The sequence below is a fragment of the Microtetraspora sp. NBRC 13810 genome (assembly GCF_030268685.1).
Classification (GTDB): Bacteria; Actinomycetota; Actinomycetes; order Streptosporangiales; family Streptosporangiaceae; genus BSRQ01.
In genome coordinates this window covers 1-13,270 of sequence record NZ_BSRQ01000004.1, presented here as the reverse complement: position 1 = coordinate 13,270, position 13,270 = coordinate 1, and the positions used below count along the sequence as shown (strand labels likewise).

The window sequence follows — 13,270 nt, the reverse complement described above, 5'->3', positions numbered from 1 at the left end:
GCATGGGCCAGACCAGCACCCGGGATCGGATCGTCATCGCCGCCGCACGTCTCCTGCAGCGCCAGGGGTACGTCGGCACGGGCATCAAACAGATCGCCAAGGAGGCGCAGGCCACCCTGGGCTCGGTCTACCACTTCTTTCCCGACGGCAAGGAGGCCGTCGCGGTCGCCGCCATCAAGCACGGCGACCAGGAGTTCGCGGCCATCCTCCGCGAGGCGCTGAACAGCCGGCAGGACCCGGGTGCCGCCGTGGAGGCCTGCGCCCGGCAGCTCGCCGGCTCATTGCGCGAGTCCGGCTGGACCGACGGCTGCCCGATCACCGCGGCGGCGCTGGAGACGCTAGGCACCGACTCGGAGATCCAGCAGGTGTGCGCGGCAGCGCTACGCAGCTGGGAGGGACTGGTCCACGACAAGCTGCTACGCTCAGGCCTGCGCGCCGAGGACGCGCGGGACCTCGCGACCACGATCATCAGCACCCTGGAAGGCGCCGAGGTGACGGCCCAGGTCAGACGCAGCGAAGAACCCCTGCGAGCGGCGGGCCGACAGCTGGCCCGCCTGGTCAGCTCATACGAAGTCGCCCCGTCCGTGGCCGATTAGGCACTCGGCCGGACACGACGTCCTGCATCCCGGGTCGTCACCGGCCGGTCGCGGACGTGGCCGGCGAGGGCCAGGATGGCGGCCTAATCCGGGACACTATTCCGCCGCCATCTTTCTTTCACCGGCTTGGTGATGCTGCCGGCCTCCGGGTCCAGGGCCTTGAGCGCCTCGACGATCTCATCTGGGTCCAGGCTCGCCACCACTTCTTGCGCCGTTCGCGTCTGCTCACTCGTCGCCGGCTGGATGGTGAGCTGTTCGACCTGTTCTCGCAGGCGCTCGTTCTCGGCCCACAGCTGCTCGTTCTCGGCTCGCAGCCGGTGCAGCTCGCCCGCCTCGCCGGCGGCTCGGGTCTGCTCGACCTCGGCCAGGCGCTGCCAGGCATGATCCCACGGCTCGTGCTCCTGTTCGGCCAGGCCCAGCGCGTCCAGCAGGGCCGCCAGCCCGGCCCGCCGGGGGAACCGGTTTCCGGCCAGCACGTCCCCGATGGTGGACTTCGACACCCGTCCACCGGTCCGCCGTTCCAGTGTGCGCAGGGCCGGGGCGTCGGCCCGGGCGTGCACGGCCCGCAGCAGCGCGGCCAGGTCCTCCCGCGTCCGCACCGCGTCGAGGTCCAGATCGCCGGTGAACGGCGCTCGTACCGTCCCGTCCATGCCAGTGCCCCTCGCGCCGGTGTCCACGGGTGTCCGCCTGTGTCCCGCCGATGTCCTGACGTGTCCTGAAGCGTACGCCCGCAATCGCTTCGGCGCAGATGAGTCCAGCAAGGACCGGCTCGCGTCCCCCCACGGCGGCGCTCTGGCCGAAGTGGGTGGTCAAATCGTCCAGGCCCCTGCTGGACAGCCCACCCGGCGCGGTGTGCTGAAGGCGTGCCACCCGCACCCGGCGAACGGCACAGGCGACCCGGCCCCCTTGTCCACGGCCATGCCCTGCATCCGTGCGGAGGACGAGCGGCTCGTCCCCGCCTGCCCCGACCTGGTCGCCCAACTGCAGCAGGAACGCCAACGCATCACCATGGCCATCCAAGAGCTGCAGACGTCGCGCAACATGCTGGACGTCGTCACCACCGCTGCACCACACCAGCCGGAGAGGCAACGGGACACTCCCCTTCCTGGTTGAGCTCTCCGATGACGCTCGTGCTCCCCAGCGACAGGTGCTGAGCCTCACCGAAGCCGGCCGCGACGGGTTGCTGCGGCGACTACGTCTGGGCGACGCCTTCGACGTGGCGTCGAGCTGCACCCGCACGTCGCCGAGCGCCCTGGCCACCGGCGGATGGTACGCCGTGGTGTGATGGAACAGCCTGTACATCGACGCCGCCGTGAGGCACCTGCGCGGTCAGGGATTCCCGGCCATCCGAGGACATGTGCGCCCGGCTGTCACCGATTCCGTACGAGCACATCAACTTCCCGGGCCGCTACGCCTTCGCCCGCGCCGACCCCGCTGCGGGCCTGCGCCCCTTTCATGACGGCGTCCCGAAGGAGAGCGGCAGCAGGCTGCAGGCAGGCCCCCGCCGCGGCGTGCGGCGGGGGTCTGGTCGGCTCGGAGGTCAGCAGCAGCCCGCATTCGGTCCCGCAGCGACCGGCACGCCCTGGCCGGCGGCCTGCTCCCCAGTGGGGCCGCACACGCACGGCGCGGCCAGGTCGGTGGTGGCGGACTTGCCGAGGGTGTCGGCGTCGGCCTTGACCACGTAGACCTCCCACAGTTCGGCACCGGGGCCGGTGACCCACACCTTGTCCTGCAGGGCGTAACAGCAGGAGGTGTCGTTCTCCTCGAACGTCGCCAGCCCGGCCTCCTTCAGCCGACGGGTGGCCGCGGTGACCTGGTCGCCGTCTTCGACCTCGACGCCGAGGTGGTCCATGCGGGTGTCCTGGCCTTCTTCGCCTTCCAGCAGGACCAGTTTCAGCGGGGGCTCGGCGATGGCGAAGTTGGCGTAGCCGGGACGGCGCTTGGCCGGCTCGGTGCCGAAGAGTTTAGAGTAGAAGGCGATCGAGCCTTCCAGGTCGCTGACGCGCAGCGCGAGTTGAACACGGGACATGGTGGTCTCCCCTTGGAAGTCTTGCATCGACAGACGTCGATACAAGGGAGGTTGCCCTCCTGATTCGACATCTGTCAACATAGATGTATGTCGAAGCAGATGCTGCCGGTGTTCCCGGCCGCCGAGGCGTGCTGCACGCCGATGGCCCGCGAGCCGCTGGGCGAGGCGGACGCGGCCGAGCTGGCGCGGATGTTCAAGGCCCTGGCCGACCCGGTCCGGCTGCGGCTGCTGTCGCTGATCGCCTCCTACGAGGGCGGTGAGGCGTGCGTGTGCGACCTGACCGGTCCGTTCGACGTCTCCCAGCCGACCATCTCCCACCACCTGAAGGTGCTGCGCGAGGCCGGCCTGGTCGGGTCGGAACGGCGGGGGACGTGGGTGTACTACTGGGTGATCCCGGCCGCGTTGAACCGCCTGTCGAGCCTGCTCCAGGTCCCCGGGCAGATCTCCGTCCCGGCCCTCGCCGGCGGCGGTGCATGAGCCACCTGCCTTTGGGGCGGCGCCTGGCCGCTGAGGCGACCGGTACCGGCGCCCTGGTGGCCGTAGTGGTCGGCTCGGGTATCCAGGCCGATCGGCTCAGCTCCGACGGCGGTGTGGCGCTGCTGGCCAACTCGCTGGCCACGGTCTTCGGCCTGGGCGTGCTCATCATCCTGCTGGGGCCGGTCTCGGGGGCGCACTTCAATCCGGTGGTCTCCCTGGCCGCCTGGTGGCACGGACGCCGCGGCGGAGAGGGCCTGCCTCTGGGTGAGGCGGCCGCCTACACCGGCGCGCAGAGCGCCGGGGCGATCGCCGGGGCGGTGCTGGCCAACGCGATGTTCGGCCTGCCGGCGGTGTCCTGGTCAGGGCAGGAGCGCTTCGGCACCCATCTGTGGCTGTCCGAAGCGGTGGCCACCACCGGGCTGGTCGCGCTCGTCTTCGGCCTCCTGCGCACCGGCCGGGCCCACTTCGCCGCACCCGCGGTGGCCTCCTACATCGGCGCGGCCTACTGGTTCACCTCCTCCACCAGCTTCGCCAACCCGGCGGTGACCATCGGCCGGGCCTTCACCGGCACCTACGCGGGCATCACCCCCGGCTCGGCCGGTCCGTTCATCGCCGCCCAGCTGGCAGGCGGCCTGGTCGGTGTGGCCCTGGTCACGGCGCTGTTCCCCTCATCCGTCGGCGAGGACACCGGTCTCGGAGCATCCGACGCCGCCACCGCCGCTGACGCCTCACCCTTCGCCGAGCAAGGAAGTCCACGCCCGTGAGCACCCAAGTTCCGTCCGTGCTGTTCGTCTGCGTCCACAACGCGGGCCGTTCCCAGATGGCCGCCGCGTTCCTCACCCACCTGGCTGAAGGCGCCATCGAGGTCCGCTCGGCCGGGTCCGCCCCGGCCGATGAGGTGAACCCGGCCGTGGTCGAGGCGATGAAGGAAGTCGGCATCGACATCTCCGCCGAGATTCCGAAAGTCCTCACCACCGAAGCCGTCCAGGCCGGCGACGTCGTCATCACCATGGGATGCGGGGACGCCTGCCCCATCTTCCCCGGCAAACGCTATGAGGACTGGCAACTGGCCGACCCGGCCGGGCAGGGCCTCACGGCCATCCGCCCGATCCGGGACGAGATCGAAACCCGGGTCCGCGCCCTGATCAGCGACCTCACCGCCGACCGGGACCCGGCATGACGGGCACGACCGTGCGCATCACCGCCATGACGCCGGAGCATGCCTCTGAGGTGCTGGCCATCTACCAGCTCGGCATCGAAGAAGGACAGGCCACCTTCGAGACCGCCGCCCCGGACTGGGACCACTTCGACGCCGCCAAGCTCCCCGCACACCGGCACATCGCCGTAGAGGAGGCCGGCCGGGTCCTGGGCTGGGTCGCGGCGGTGGCGATATCAGACCGGTGCGCGTACGCCGGAGTGGTCGAGCACTCCGTCTACGTCCATCCCGCCGCCCGCCGCCGGGGTGTCGGCGCCGCCCTGCTGGCCGCCCTGATCGCCTCGACCGAGGCCGCCGGGATCTGGACGATCCAGTCCGGGATCTTCCCGGAGAACGCCGCCAGCCTCGCCCTGCACGCCCGGGCCGGGTTCCGGGTGATCGGCACCCGCGAGCGCATCGGCCGCCACCACGGTGCCTGGCGCGACGTCGTGCTGATCGAACGGCGCAGCCCGGCCATCTGAGGAACTTCGAAAGCCGGATTGTGAGTCTTGTCCGCGCGCGTTAGCGCTGTGCCGTGTCAGGGCAGCAGCAGGGAGGCGATGCCCAGCAGCGCGCAGATGCCCAGGATGCGGAACATCGGCCAGCGCAGCACGAACGTCATGACCAGCGCGGCTGTGGTGATGACCAGGGCCAGAACGTTGAGGGTGGCCGGTTCGGGCAGCTGGACCTGCAAGGGGCCCCAGGTGTGGACGCGGGTGGCGGCGAACAGGGTGTGCTGGGCGAAGTACACGGCGAGGTTGGCGATGACGCCCACGACGGCGGCGGTGATGCCGGTGAGTGCGGCGCTGATCGCGGTGTTGGCACGCAGGCGTTCGACGTAGGGGGCGCCGAGGAAGATGAACAGGAAGCAGGGGACGAAGGTGACCCAGGTGGTCAGCAGCGCTCCGAGCAGCGCGCCGGCCCACGGGTCGAGGGTGCCGGGGTCGCGGTAGGCGCCGAGGAAGGCGACGAACTGCACCACCATGATCAGCGGGCCGGGGGTGGTCTCGGCCAGGGCCAGGCCGCGTACCATCTCGCCGGGGGTGAGCCAGCCGTAGGTCTGGACGGCCTGCTGGGCGACGAAGGCCAGTACCGCGTAGGCGCCGCCGAAGGTGACCAGGGCGGTGCCGGAGAAGAACAGGCCCTGGGTGGTGAAGACGCTGCCGGTGCCGAACAGCAGGGCGACGGCGGCCACCGGCAGCCACCAGGCGACCAGGCCGATGGCAAGGATCCGGCTCGCCGAGCGCCAGGACGGCCGGGCGTGGTGCAGGACGTCGTCGGGGATCAGCGGTGCCGAGCCGCCGTCGCCGCCATGTCCGTTGCCGCGGGTGAAGATGTCGGGCCGCAGTTTGTGCACCGCCCAGCCGACGGCGGCGGCCACCGCGATGACGAGGGGGAACGGTGCCGCGAACAGCACCAGCGCGGCGAAGGCGGCCACGGCCAGGGCGATCAGGATCGGATGGGTGAGGGAGCGTTTGGCGACCCGGATGACGGCCTGGGCGACGATGGCCAGCACGGCGGGGCCGATGCCGGCGAACAGGGCGCTCACCACCGTGGTGTCCTGCCACAGGATGTACACCGCGGACAGGGCCAGCAGCGCGAGCATGCCGGGCAGCACGAACAGGGTGCCGGCGACCAGGCCGCCGCGGGTGCCGTTCAGCAGCCAGCCGACGTAGATCGCCAGTTGCTGGGCTTCGGGGCCGGGGAGCAGCATGCAGTAGTTGAGGGCGTGGTTGAAGCGCTGCTGGCCGATCCAGCGTTTCTCCTCCACCAGGGTGCGCTGCATGACCGCGATCTGCCCGGCCGGGCCGCCGAAGGTCTGCAGCGCGATGCCGGACCAGGCTCGTACGGCCTGGCGGAAGGGGATCACGTCGCCTGAGGCCGGGGCGTGGCCGGTAGCGGTCTGCGGCTGGCTCATCGGGTGCCTCCGGGTCAGGCGGGTGGGCGGCCGAGCAGGAACGCCCGCCGGTAGTACTCGTACAGGCCGTCGAACAGCGGCCCGGACAGGTCCAGGACACGTTCGTCGTCGCACGTCATCGACAGGCCGCGCAGGATGACGTCCAGGCCGGGGGCTTCGGGGGCGTCGTAGCGTTCGTCGTCGATGTCGGCCTCGTGCACGATCTCGGCGATCTTCCACAGCACCTGGTCGTCCAGCTCGTAGCGGCGCAGGATCGTCTCGAAGCTGCAGTCGGCGCCGTGGTGGGACAGTTCGGCTCCGCGCATGTCGAACGGGGTCGCGTCCGCGGGGACCAGGGCCGGGTCGTCGACGAAGACGAAGACGGCGCCGGGGTCGAGGTGGCGGCGGATCAGCCAGGCGCACGCCGCCCGGTCGATGTGCACGCCCGCCCGGGTCGCCCACCTCATCGCGTCTTCCCCTTGCGTGATGCCGCCGTCTGCCCGGTGGCGGAGGCCGGGGCGGACACGCGGTCCTCATCGGCCGGGCCGGGCGCTTGTTCGGGCTCGGTCAGCGCGCGGACGGCCTGGTGGGCCGCATCGCGTTCGGCGGGCGGGAAGAAGTCCCGGCGGGCGATGCGGCGCAGCTCGGCGCGCAACCGGCCCGCCGCGCGGGAACGCTCACCCGGCCTGGCGGTCTGCGCGGCGTGGGCGGCGACGATGACCTTCCGGTATTCGACCCGGCGGTCGGCCTGCATCTGCTCGGCGATCGCCCGTTCTTGGACCAGGCTGCCGGGGACGGCCAGCCATACCGTGGCGGTGCCCTCACCGGTGACGATCTCCTCGGCGATCCAGTCCAGTTGTTCCCGGGTACGCGCGTCGGCGGGCAGCGCCACCAGCCCGTCACCCAGCCGGGCCACGCCGAGGCGGTCCAGTTTGCGCCAGACCGCGATACGCGGGGCCGAGGGCCGGCTCGGCATCCGGTAGGCCAGCAGCACCCACTGCCCGGCCTGGCCGGGTGTGGCCAGTGGCTCCTCACCCACGAAGCACCTCCCAAATCTTGTAACGACCGTCACTGTAACCTACGTTACAATGATAGGGAAGCGAGACGGCGTACCGGCAGGTGCCCCACCCGCCGCGGACACGCCCCGCCGGCGACCCGGCGCGAGAGGGGAGGCACATGCTCCCGCAGGAAGGATTCGCACTGGAGCAGGTCAGCCTGCGCCGCGGCGGCGCGCTGGTACTCCACGACGTCTCCGCGCACCTGCCACGAGGCTGCTGCACGCTGGTGACCGGGCCGAGCGGGGCGGGGAAATCCAGCCTGCTACGGCTGCTCAACCGGCTCGCCGACCCCGCGAGCGGACAGATCGCCCTGGACGGCCGGCCACTGACCGGCTACGACCCGCTGCGCCTGCGCCGCCGGATCGCCCTGGTCGCGCAGCACACCGTGCTGCTGACCGGGACGGTGGCCGGTGAACTGGCCGTCGGACGCCCCGGCCTGGAGACCGCTCAGGCCAGAGAGCTGCTGGAGCGGGTGGGACTGGGCGGCGCGTTCCTCTCCCGCCCCACCGCGGGCCTGTCCGGCGGGCAGGCCCAGCGGCTGGGCATCGCCCGCGCCCTGACCACCGGCCCGGAGGTCCTGCTGCTGGATGAGCCCACCTCCGCGCTGGACGCCGCCGCGACCGGCCTCATCGACGACCTCGTGGCCTCCTTCATCGCCGACGGGGGCAGCGTGGTCCTGGTCAGCCACCGCACCACAGGCGTCCAGCGGCTCGCCGGCCACGCACTCGTGCTGCGGGACGGACGCCTGATCGAAGCCGGCGACCCGGCACACCTGACCTACCCGGCGGCGCCATGACCGCCCCCGCGATCCCCGGCTGGCCCGCCGTGGCCGCCTCCGCCGTGCTCGTGGCGCTGGCCGCCCTCATCGCCGCCCGTGCCCGGCTCGGCCTGGCCGCCGACGTGCTCATCGCCGCCGCCCGCGCACTCGGCCAGCTCATCGCGGTCGCCGCCGTCCTAGCCGTGATCTTCGACTGGGGCGGCCTGGCCGGATCGTGCGCCTGGATCGCGATCATGGTGCTCATCGCCGGCCGGGTCGCCGCCCGCCGCGCCCGCGGCCTGCCCCGGGCCCCCGCCGTGGCCACCCTCGCCGTCGCCGCCGGCACGGCCGGCACCCTGGCCGTCCTGGTCGCCTTCACGGTGATCGACACCCGGCCGCACGTGCTCGTCCCCGTCGCAGGGATGGTGGTCGCCGGCGCCATGCAGGCCACCGCTTTGACCCTCACCCGGCTGCGCGAGGAGATCGAAACGGCCCGCCCGCAGATCGAGGCCCGCCTCAGCCTCGGCCTGGACGCCGCGGCCGCCTTCGCTCCACACGCGCGTACCGCGCTGCGCACCGCGGTCATGCCCGCCATCGACTCCACCAAGGTCGTCGGCCTGATCAGCCTGCCCGGCGCGATGACCGGCCTCATCCTCGCCGGGATCGACCCGCTCACCGCCATCCGCTACCAGATCGTGGTGATGTACATGCTGCTCGCCGCCGCCACCCTGGCCGCCCTGGTCGCCGCCCGCCTGGCTCGCACCGTCCTGTTCGACGACGCCCACCGGCTCCACGACCTCGCCACCCCCTTTCCCCGCTGAACCGGACAGCGTCCCTTGCGGGAGGAGGGCAGGCCATCCCGCCGCCCGCCGTGATCACCTACGTCGGGCGGCCGGATCCCGGCCTTCCTGCCGGCGGGCCAGAGCCTCCGGTGAGACGCGGGCGTAGCGTGCCAGGGAGGCGACCGAGATGTGCCCGGAGTAGGCCAGCAGGGTGGAGGTGTTCGCGCCGTCCTCGGCGGCGTGCGTCAGCGCGCTGTGCCGGAGTTGGTGCAGCGTCCACGGCCCGCCCGGCGACTCGGCGGTGGCCTGCTCGAAGCAACCGGCGGCGCGCCGGTAGGACAGCCGGGCCCGGCTGCCGGTCAGGAACACCGGCCCGGACCGTCGCCCTCCAGCAGCCGGGGCAGCAGCCGGGCGGCGGCCCATACGCCGTCCAAGCACTCGGCTAAAGGGTTCGGCTCCTTCGTCCGCCCGTGACAGTGCGGTGTGGTGCATTCGAGACGAACGAGGGGCGGCCTGTACCGGCGTCTCGGGAGAGGGGGTGACATCGGCGGCCGATATCGGTTTCGTCATATGCTGAGGGTCGGCATGGCGATCAAAGGACTGGCGGTGAAGGCTGATGCGGGAGTTCCTGCGTGGGGCGGTGCGGCTGCATATCTTGCATCATGCTGCCGAGCAGGACGTTCACGGGGCGTGGATGACCGAGGAGCTCAAGCGGCACGGCTATGCGATCAGTCCCGGCACGTTGTATCCCACGCTGCATCGGCTGGAGGCCGATGGGTTGTTGTCCTCGCGGCAGGAGGTGGTCGAGGGGCGGGTGCGGCGGGTCTATCGGGCCACCGAGGCGGGCGTGGCGGCGCTGGTGGAGGACCGCAGGGCGTTGCTGGAGTTGGCGCGCGAGGTGCTGCCAGAGGCGAATCGGCCACCGGGGACTGTCTGAGCCCTTGGGGAACTCCCCGACGTGCCGGGGAAACCGACCCTCAAGCTCGAAGAACTTCAGCATCAAGCTGAGGCCCAGCCGCGTCGTGCGCGGGGTGATTGCTTCGGTGCGTCCGTGTCCGGGGCGTCCTGGGTCGTCGTCGTTCGCCTTCGTTGTTCGACCCCGGGGGGCGTCATACGCGGGGTGTGAACTGGTTCAGGTCGTAGATCCCGAGTGTCTTTTCGATGTCGGCCACCTGCCCGACGATGCCGGTGAAGCCGGCCGCGCCGAAACGGCGGTGTTCCTCGTCTTCGAAGGTCTCGGCCATCTTGGTGAACTCCTTGGGCGGGATGACGTCCCTCATGGCGGGGAAGACGACGGTGTCCTCGCGGGCTTCGTGTGGCTCATACATGCGGATGAAGGCGGCCATGTTGGCGATCAGGTCGCGATCCCGCGGGGAAGTCCTGCGGCATCCGGCCGCCGGGCGGGTCGAGCGGGTCCCCGGGAACGTACTTGGCCAGGCCCATCTCCCGGTCGAGCGGGGCGGCGCGGCCCAGGCCGGTGACGGCCGCTGCTGCGCCCAGTGATTGAGTAATTCGAGCGCAAGCCCTTGCACGGTCAAGCACACCTGGAGGCAGGTGCCGCCAGCTCAGGACGCTGTCTCCTCCGGTCATGCTCGCTGGGCACGCCCTCCCGCATGGCCAGCTGCGTCACGAGTGGGGGCAGGTCAGTACCCGCACGCCAGGGTTGCAAATGATGTTTCTTACTACGATGTCCGGATGGTTTCTGCCCCCCTCACTGCCGTCGACTCGGCTCCGCCGCATGCCCGCCGTCTGGCCTGGTTAGACGCGCTGCGCGGACTGGCTGCGATGGTGGTGGTTTTCGAGCATGCGCTCAAGCCGCTGTGGCCGGAGGCGCGGTTGCCGATCAAGGCTGTCTTCGATCCCGGTTGGTACGGCGTATTGGTGTTCTTCCTGGTCAGCGGCTACATCGTGCCGGCGTCGCTGGAGCGCCGGGGCAGCGTGCGGGCCTTTTGGGTCTCGCGGTTCTTCCGGCTGTGGCCGCTGTTCACCGTGTGCGTCCTCGGTATGGCGCTGCTGGCGGCGGTCGGCTGGGACAGCTTGCACACCTGGTGGGGCAGTCGGCCGGTGGCGCTGGCCCTGGCGCACGCCAGCATGCTGCAGAACCTGATGTACGTGCCGAACCTGGCCAATGTGCTGTGGACCCTGTCCTACGAGATGGCCTTCTACCTGCTGCTGACGGCGATGTTCACCCTGGGTGTACACCGGCGCAGCACCGCAGCCGCGCTCGCGTTCGCGGCGGTCGCTGTGCTGGGCGCAGGGCTGCTGCCGGTGACACTCCTGTCGGCCGGCGGGGCGGGGCGTATGCTCACGGTCGTGGTCGTCGTGACCGCCGTGCTGGCTGCCGGACTGGCCGCGGTGCTGCGCGGCGGCAGGCGGCTACAGCAGGTGGGCGCTGTGGCCATCGCGGGCACGGTCCTCCTGCTGCTGGCGGTCAACCAGAGTTACCCCGGACCGTGGCAGGGGCTGTTCATCTTGGCGACCATGTTCGCCGGCACCGCGCTGTACCGTGTCGAGACAGGCCAATTCGGTCATCGGCACATCGCCTGGGTGGCACTGGTACCGCTGGCGGGGTTGTGGCTCGCGCGCGCCGATTTGGGAGTGCAACTGGCGATCGCAGCGGCCTGGCTGACGTTCACCGCCGGGATGACGCTGCGCCACCGCACGATGCCATCGTGGCTGACATGGTTGGGCCTGGTGTCCTACTCGATTTACCTGTTGCACCCGCTGCTGTTGGAGAGCGTGGAGTACCTTCTGCCGAATCCGCAGGCCGTACCAGTGGCAGTACGCCCGACGCTGCTGGTGGCGGTGTACGCGGTGCTGCTTGGGCTGTGTGCGCTGACCTGGCGATGGGTGGAGATGCCGGCGCAGCGGCTGGGCAGGCGCCTGATCAGCCAGGCCGAACCCCGTCGGGCAGAGTCCAGGAGGTCGACCGGCTTGGCCGCAATCTCCTCGAAGGACTGATCGTCCTCAACGACCTGTTCCAACGGGGCATCGGCGTCAAGGTGCTGGAGGGTATCGGCGCCGGCGAGCACACCGAACGCTCCTTCATCCTCGACCGTCGCCGGCGCGGGGCATCCATCCGTACCATCGCCGCCGGAGTGAAGGTCTCTGTCGGCGTCGTCCACAAACCCTCGCAGCCGCTGCCGAGGGCAACCCCACCGACCAGCCCCCGACTCCCTGAGGCCGTAAGGGCCGGTGCCAGACCAGCCCACCCGGCCGCCACCAGGGAGACAGGACCCAGCGAAGCCGCCCTGACCACCTGGACCAAGGCGGTCACCTGCCCCCTCCAGAGGTCGGGACCGGATCAAACACACCGTGGTCGCCGTGATGGAACCCTCTGGCGAGTGCGCCCACGACATTGCCGGCGACCTGGAGGGCCACGTCTTGGCCGCAGGCGATGATGCTGCGGCCAAGGACTGAACGCGTGTGGGGCAGATGATGACTTGGAGCGGCTTGGACCGCGGGCCTGAACGAGCACAGCGACGATGGGGCAGACCCGCGGTCCAGCTCAGCCGGGGGTTGTTGCGGTGAGATGGTGGCGGACGGCTTGGGCGGCGGCTTCGGCCTCGGCTGGGTCGCTGTGCTGGGGGGGCGGCCAGGAAGTCGGTGCCACGCAGGGGGTGGGCGGCGGGGCGTGGGTAGAGCCAGGCGTGGAAGTGCTGGACGCGGTCGCGGGTCGAGACGAGATGGACGCGTTCGGCGTCAGTGGTGGCGCGCAGGGCGATGTCCAGGCGGGTGAGCAGCGGACCGTAGGACGCCGCTTCGGGAGCGGTCATATTGGCGAAATCGACGAAGTGCCGCCTGGAGATGATCTTCATGGTGCCTGGCCTGGATGTCTCGGCGGGGCCGTGCTGGACCAGCCAGAACTCATCGCGATAGACCCAGCCGCCGGGAGGTTCATCGGTGGCGGCGCTCAGATGGCAGTACGTGCAGGTGTGGTTGTCGCTCATGGGGTCCTTTCAGGCAAGACGAGGTTCCAATGATCGTTGCGACGTCCCCTGGAATCCGCCCCACGGCGAACATCGCGGCCGCCTTGTCCTGGGGGTGATGTCACGGGCCGCGTGGTGGACGGATGACGCTGCCGTTGCTGGGCCTCCCGGAAGATCTCTGACTACCGCCACACGATATCGTGATCCGATATCGGGATCCGTTCAACGGGAGGTCGTCGTGGCGGGCACACCCGCCCCTACCGGTCAGGGGCTGCTGGAGCGCCGCCTGGGCCTGACCGACGCGGTCGTCATCGGGCTGGGCTCGATGATCGGCGCCGGCGTCTTCGCCGCCTTCGCGCCGGCGGCGCGCGCGGCCGCGGCGCGATCAATGGCCGCTTCTGGCTCTGCCTCGGCTGACCCATACCGGCGTGGTGGACGTGTTCCTACGATCGCTCGAACAGGCCGACCGACCAGCGGATCGGGCGGTTGGTGGATTGACCGACCATGGTGAGCTCCACGGTGACGGTGGTGGGCTCGGTCAGGTGGAGCT

The 13,270-nt window shown here is 70.8% G+C and carries 19 protein-coding genes; 12 read left to right on the top strand and 7 right to left on the bottom strand.

The features are described from left to right. Positions 1 to 2: 2 nt before the first annotated feature. Complete coding sequence (locus QSK26_RS09635; RefSeq protein ID WP_285774687.1) at positions 3 to 596, top strand: TetR/AcrR family transcriptional regulator; 594 nt, start codon at positions 3 to 5, stop codon at positions 594 to 596. A gap of 83 nt (positions 597 to 679) precedes the next feature. Here QSK26_RS09635 and QSK26_RS09630 read toward each other — a convergent pair whose 3' ends face one another. Next, entirely contained in the window at positions 680 to 1,246 is a 567-nt protein-coding gene (locus QSK26_RS09630; protein WP_285774686.1) for a hypothetical protein, read from the bottom strand. Here QSK26_RS09630 and QSK26_RS09625 point away from each other — a divergent pair. Then, a complete protein-coding gene (locus QSK26_RS09625) occupies positions 1,245 to 1,709 on the top strand; it encodes a hypothetical protein (protein ID WP_285774685.1) in 465 nt (154 codons plus the stop codon). The genes QSK26_RS09630 and QSK26_RS09625 overlap by 2 nt on opposite strands. A gap of 34 nt (positions 1,710 to 1,743) precedes the next feature. Next, entirely contained in the window at positions 1,744 to 1,881 is a 138-nt protein-coding gene (locus QSK26_RS09620) for a hypothetical protein (RefSeq protein WP_285774684.1), read from the top strand. Positions 1,882 to 2,136: 255 nt separating this feature from the next. On the opposite strand, the gene QSK26_RS09615 is transcribed toward QSK26_RS09620, so the two are convergent. Continuing rightward, the gene (locus QSK26_RS09615) at positions 2,137 to 2,625 is read right to left on the bottom strand and encodes an ArsI/CadI family heavy metal resistance metalloenzyme (protein WP_285774683.1); all 489 of its coding nucleotides are present in this window, start codon (positions 2,623 to 2,625) and stop codon (positions 2,137 to 2,139) included. Positions 2,626 to 2,712: 87 nt separating this feature from the next. Here QSK26_RS09615 and QSK26_RS09610 point away from each other — a divergent pair, with 87 nt between their 5' ends. From QSK26_RS09610 to QSK26_RS09595, 4 genes are read left to right on the top strand one after another with little or no spacing between them, the layout of a single operon-like run. Then, positions 2,713 to 3,102, top strand: coding sequence for an ArsR/SmtB family transcription factor (locus QSK26_RS09610; RefSeq protein WP_285774682.1), 390 nt, complete (start codon positions 2,713 to 2,715; stop codon positions 3,100 to 3,102). Beyond that, on the top strand, positions 3,099 to 3,866 hold the full coding sequence (locus QSK26_RS09605) for an aquaporin (protein WP_285774681.1): 768 nt from the start codon (positions 3,099 to 3,101) through the stop codon (positions 3,864 to 3,866). The genes QSK26_RS09610 and QSK26_RS09605 overlap by 4 nt, the downstream gene beginning before the upstream one ends. Continuing rightward, the gene (locus QSK26_RS09600; protein WP_285774680.1) at positions 3,863 to 4,282 is read left to right on the top strand and encodes an arsenate reductase ArsC; all 420 of its coding nucleotides are present in this window, start codon (positions 3,863 to 3,865) and stop codon (positions 4,280 to 4,282) included. The genes QSK26_RS09605 and QSK26_RS09600 overlap by 4 nt, the downstream gene beginning before the upstream one ends. Then, the gene (locus QSK26_RS09595) at positions 4,279 to 4,779 is read left to right on the top strand and encodes a GNAT family N-acetyltransferase (protein WP_285774679.1); all 501 of its coding nucleotides are present in this window, start codon (positions 4,279 to 4,281) and stop codon (positions 4,777 to 4,779) included. Before QSK26_RS09600 ends, QSK26_RS09595 begins: the two co-directional genes overlap by 4 nt. A gap of 56 nt (positions 4,780 to 4,835) precedes the next feature. Here the strand turns inward: QSK26_RS09595 and chrA are convergent, their stop codons facing one another. From chrA to QSK26_RS09580, 3 genes are read right to left on the bottom strand one after another with little or no spacing between them, the layout of a single operon-like run. After that, complete coding sequence (gene chrA, locus QSK26_RS09590; protein WP_285774678.1) at positions 4,836 to 6,215, bottom strand: chromate efflux transporter; 1,380 nt, start codon at positions 6,213 to 6,215, stop codon at positions 4,836 to 4,838. Positions 6,216 to 6,229: 14 nt separating this feature from the next. After that, positions 6,230 to 6,661, bottom strand: coding sequence for a chromate resistance protein ChrB domain-containing protein (locus tag QSK26_RS09585; protein WP_285774677.1), 432 nt, complete (start codon positions 6,659 to 6,661; stop codon positions 6,230 to 6,232). Beyond that, positions 6,658 to 7,233: a Chromate resistance protein ChrB gene (locus QSK26_RS09580; RefSeq protein WP_285774676.1), complete on the bottom strand. Its 576-nt coding sequence runs from the start codon at positions 7,231 to 7,233 to the stop codon at positions 6,658 to 6,660. Before QSK26_RS09580 ends, QSK26_RS09585 begins: the two co-directional genes overlap by 4 nt. Before the next feature lie 137 nt (positions 7,234 to 7,370). Here QSK26_RS09580 and QSK26_RS09575 point away from each other — a divergent pair, with 137 nt between their 5' ends. Together QSK26_RS09575 and QSK26_RS09570 are read left to right on the top strand one after the other, a co-directional pair. Further along, positions 7,371 to 8,048: an ABC transporter ATP-binding protein gene (locus QSK26_RS09575; protein WP_285774675.1), complete on the top strand. Its 678-nt coding sequence runs from the start codon at positions 7,371 to 7,373 to the stop codon at positions 8,046 to 8,048. Further along, the gene (locus tag QSK26_RS09570; protein WP_285774674.1) at positions 8,045 to 8,830 is read left to right on the top strand and encodes an ABC transporter permease; all 786 of its coding nucleotides are present in this window, start codon (positions 8,045 to 8,047) and stop codon (positions 8,828 to 8,830) included. The genes QSK26_RS09575 and QSK26_RS09570 overlap by 4 nt, the downstream gene beginning before the upstream one ends. Before the next feature lie 54 nt (positions 8,831 to 8,884). Here QSK26_RS09570 and QSK26_RS09565 read toward each other — a convergent pair whose 3' ends face one another. After that, positions 8,885 to 9,160 carry a tyrosine-type recombinase/integrase gene (locus QSK26_RS09565; protein ID WP_285774673.1) on the bottom strand — a complete coding sequence of 92 codons (276 nt, stop codon included), beginning with the start codon at positions 9,158 to 9,160 and terminating at the stop codon, positions 8,885 to 8,887. Positions 9,161 to 9,407: 247 nt separating this feature from the next. Between QSK26_RS09565 and QSK26_RS09560 the strand changes: the two genes are divergently transcribed. Further along, positions 9,408 to 9,728 carry an Rv3488 family transcriptional regulator gene (locus QSK26_RS09560; RefSeq protein WP_285774672.1) on the top strand — a complete coding sequence of 107 codons (321 nt, stop codon included), beginning with the start codon at positions 9,408 to 9,410 and terminating at the stop codon, positions 9,726 to 9,728. 172 nt (positions 9,729 to 9,900) lie between these two features. Here QSK26_RS09560 and QSK26_RS09555 read toward each other — a convergent pair whose 3' ends face one another. Beyond that, positions 9,901 to 10,137: a hypothetical protein gene (locus QSK26_RS09555; RefSeq protein ID WP_285774671.1), complete on the bottom strand. Its 237-nt coding sequence runs from the start codon at positions 10,135 to 10,137 to the stop codon at positions 9,901 to 9,903. A gap of 349 nt (positions 10,138 to 10,486) precedes the next feature. Here QSK26_RS09555 and QSK26_RS09550 point away from each other — a divergent pair, with 349 nt between their 5' ends. Together QSK26_RS09550 and QSK26_RS09545 are read left to right on the top strand one after the other, a co-directional pair. Continuing rightward, the gene (locus QSK26_RS09550; protein WP_285774670.1) at positions 10,487 to 11,752 is read left to right on the top strand and encodes an acyltransferase family protein; all 1,266 of its coding nucleotides are present in this window, start codon (positions 10,487 to 10,489) and stop codon (positions 11,750 to 11,752) included. 689 nt (positions 11,753 to 12,441) lie between these two features. Beyond that, a complete protein-coding gene (locus QSK26_RS09545) occupies positions 12,442 to 12,774 on the top strand; it encodes a hypothetical protein (RefSeq protein ID WP_285774669.1) in 333 nt (110 codons plus the stop codon). The last annotated feature ends 496 nt before the right edge of the window (positions 12,775 to 13,270 follow it).

Coding starts and splice junctions, on each gene's coding strand:
- QSK26_RS09635 (WP_285774687.1), top strand. CDS start 3: ATGGGCCAGACCAGCACCCGGGATCGGATCGTCATCGCCGCCGCACGT.
- QSK26_RS09625 (WP_285774685.1), top strand. CDS start 1,245: ATGCCAGTGCCCCTCGCGCCGGTGTCCACGGGTGTCCGCCTGTGTCCC.
- QSK26_RS09630 (WP_285774686.1), bottom strand. CDS start 1,246: ATGGACGGGACGGTACGAGCGCCGTTCACCGGCGATCTGGACCTCGAC.
- QSK26_RS09615 (WP_285774683.1), bottom strand. CDS start 2,625: ATGTCCCGTGTTCAACTCGCGCTGCGCGTCAGCGACCTGGAAGGCTCG.
- QSK26_RS09610 (WP_285774682.1), top strand. CDS start 2,713: ATGTCGAAGCAGATGCTGCCGGTGTTCCCGGCCGCCGAGGCGTGCTGC.
- QSK26_RS09605 (WP_285774681.1), top strand. CDS start 3,099: ATGAGCCACCTGCCTTTGGGGCGGCGCCTGGCCGCTGAGGCGACCGGT.
- QSK26_RS09595 (WP_285774679.1), top strand. CDS start 4,279: ATGACGGGCACGACCGTGCGCATCACCGCCATGACGCCGGAGCATGCC.
- chrA (WP_285774678.1), bottom strand. CDS start 6,215: ATGAGCCAGCCGCAGACCGCTACCGGCCACGCCCCGGCCTCAGGCGAC.
- QSK26_RS09585 (WP_285774677.1), bottom strand. CDS start 6,661: ATGAGGTGGGCGACCCGGGCGGGCGTGCACATCGACCGGGCGGCGTGC.
- QSK26_RS09575 (WP_285774675.1), top strand. CDS start 7,371: ATGCTCCCGCAGGAAGGATTCGCACTGGAGCAGGTCAGCCTGCGCCGC.
- QSK26_RS09570 (WP_285774674.1), top strand. CDS start 8,045: ATGACCGCCCCCGCGATCCCCGGCTGGCCCGCCGTGGCCGCCTCCGCC.
- QSK26_RS09560 (WP_285774672.1), top strand. CDS start 9,408: ATGCGGGAGTTCCTGCGTGGGGCGGTGCGGCTGCATATCTTGCATCAT.
- QSK26_RS09555 (WP_285774671.1), bottom strand. CDS start 10,137: ATGGCCGCCTTCATCCGCATGTATGAGCCACACGAAGCCCGCGAGGAC.
- QSK26_RS09550 (WP_285774670.1), top strand. CDS start 10,487: ATGGTTTCTGCCCCCCTCACTGCCGTCGACTCGGCTCCGCCGCATGCC.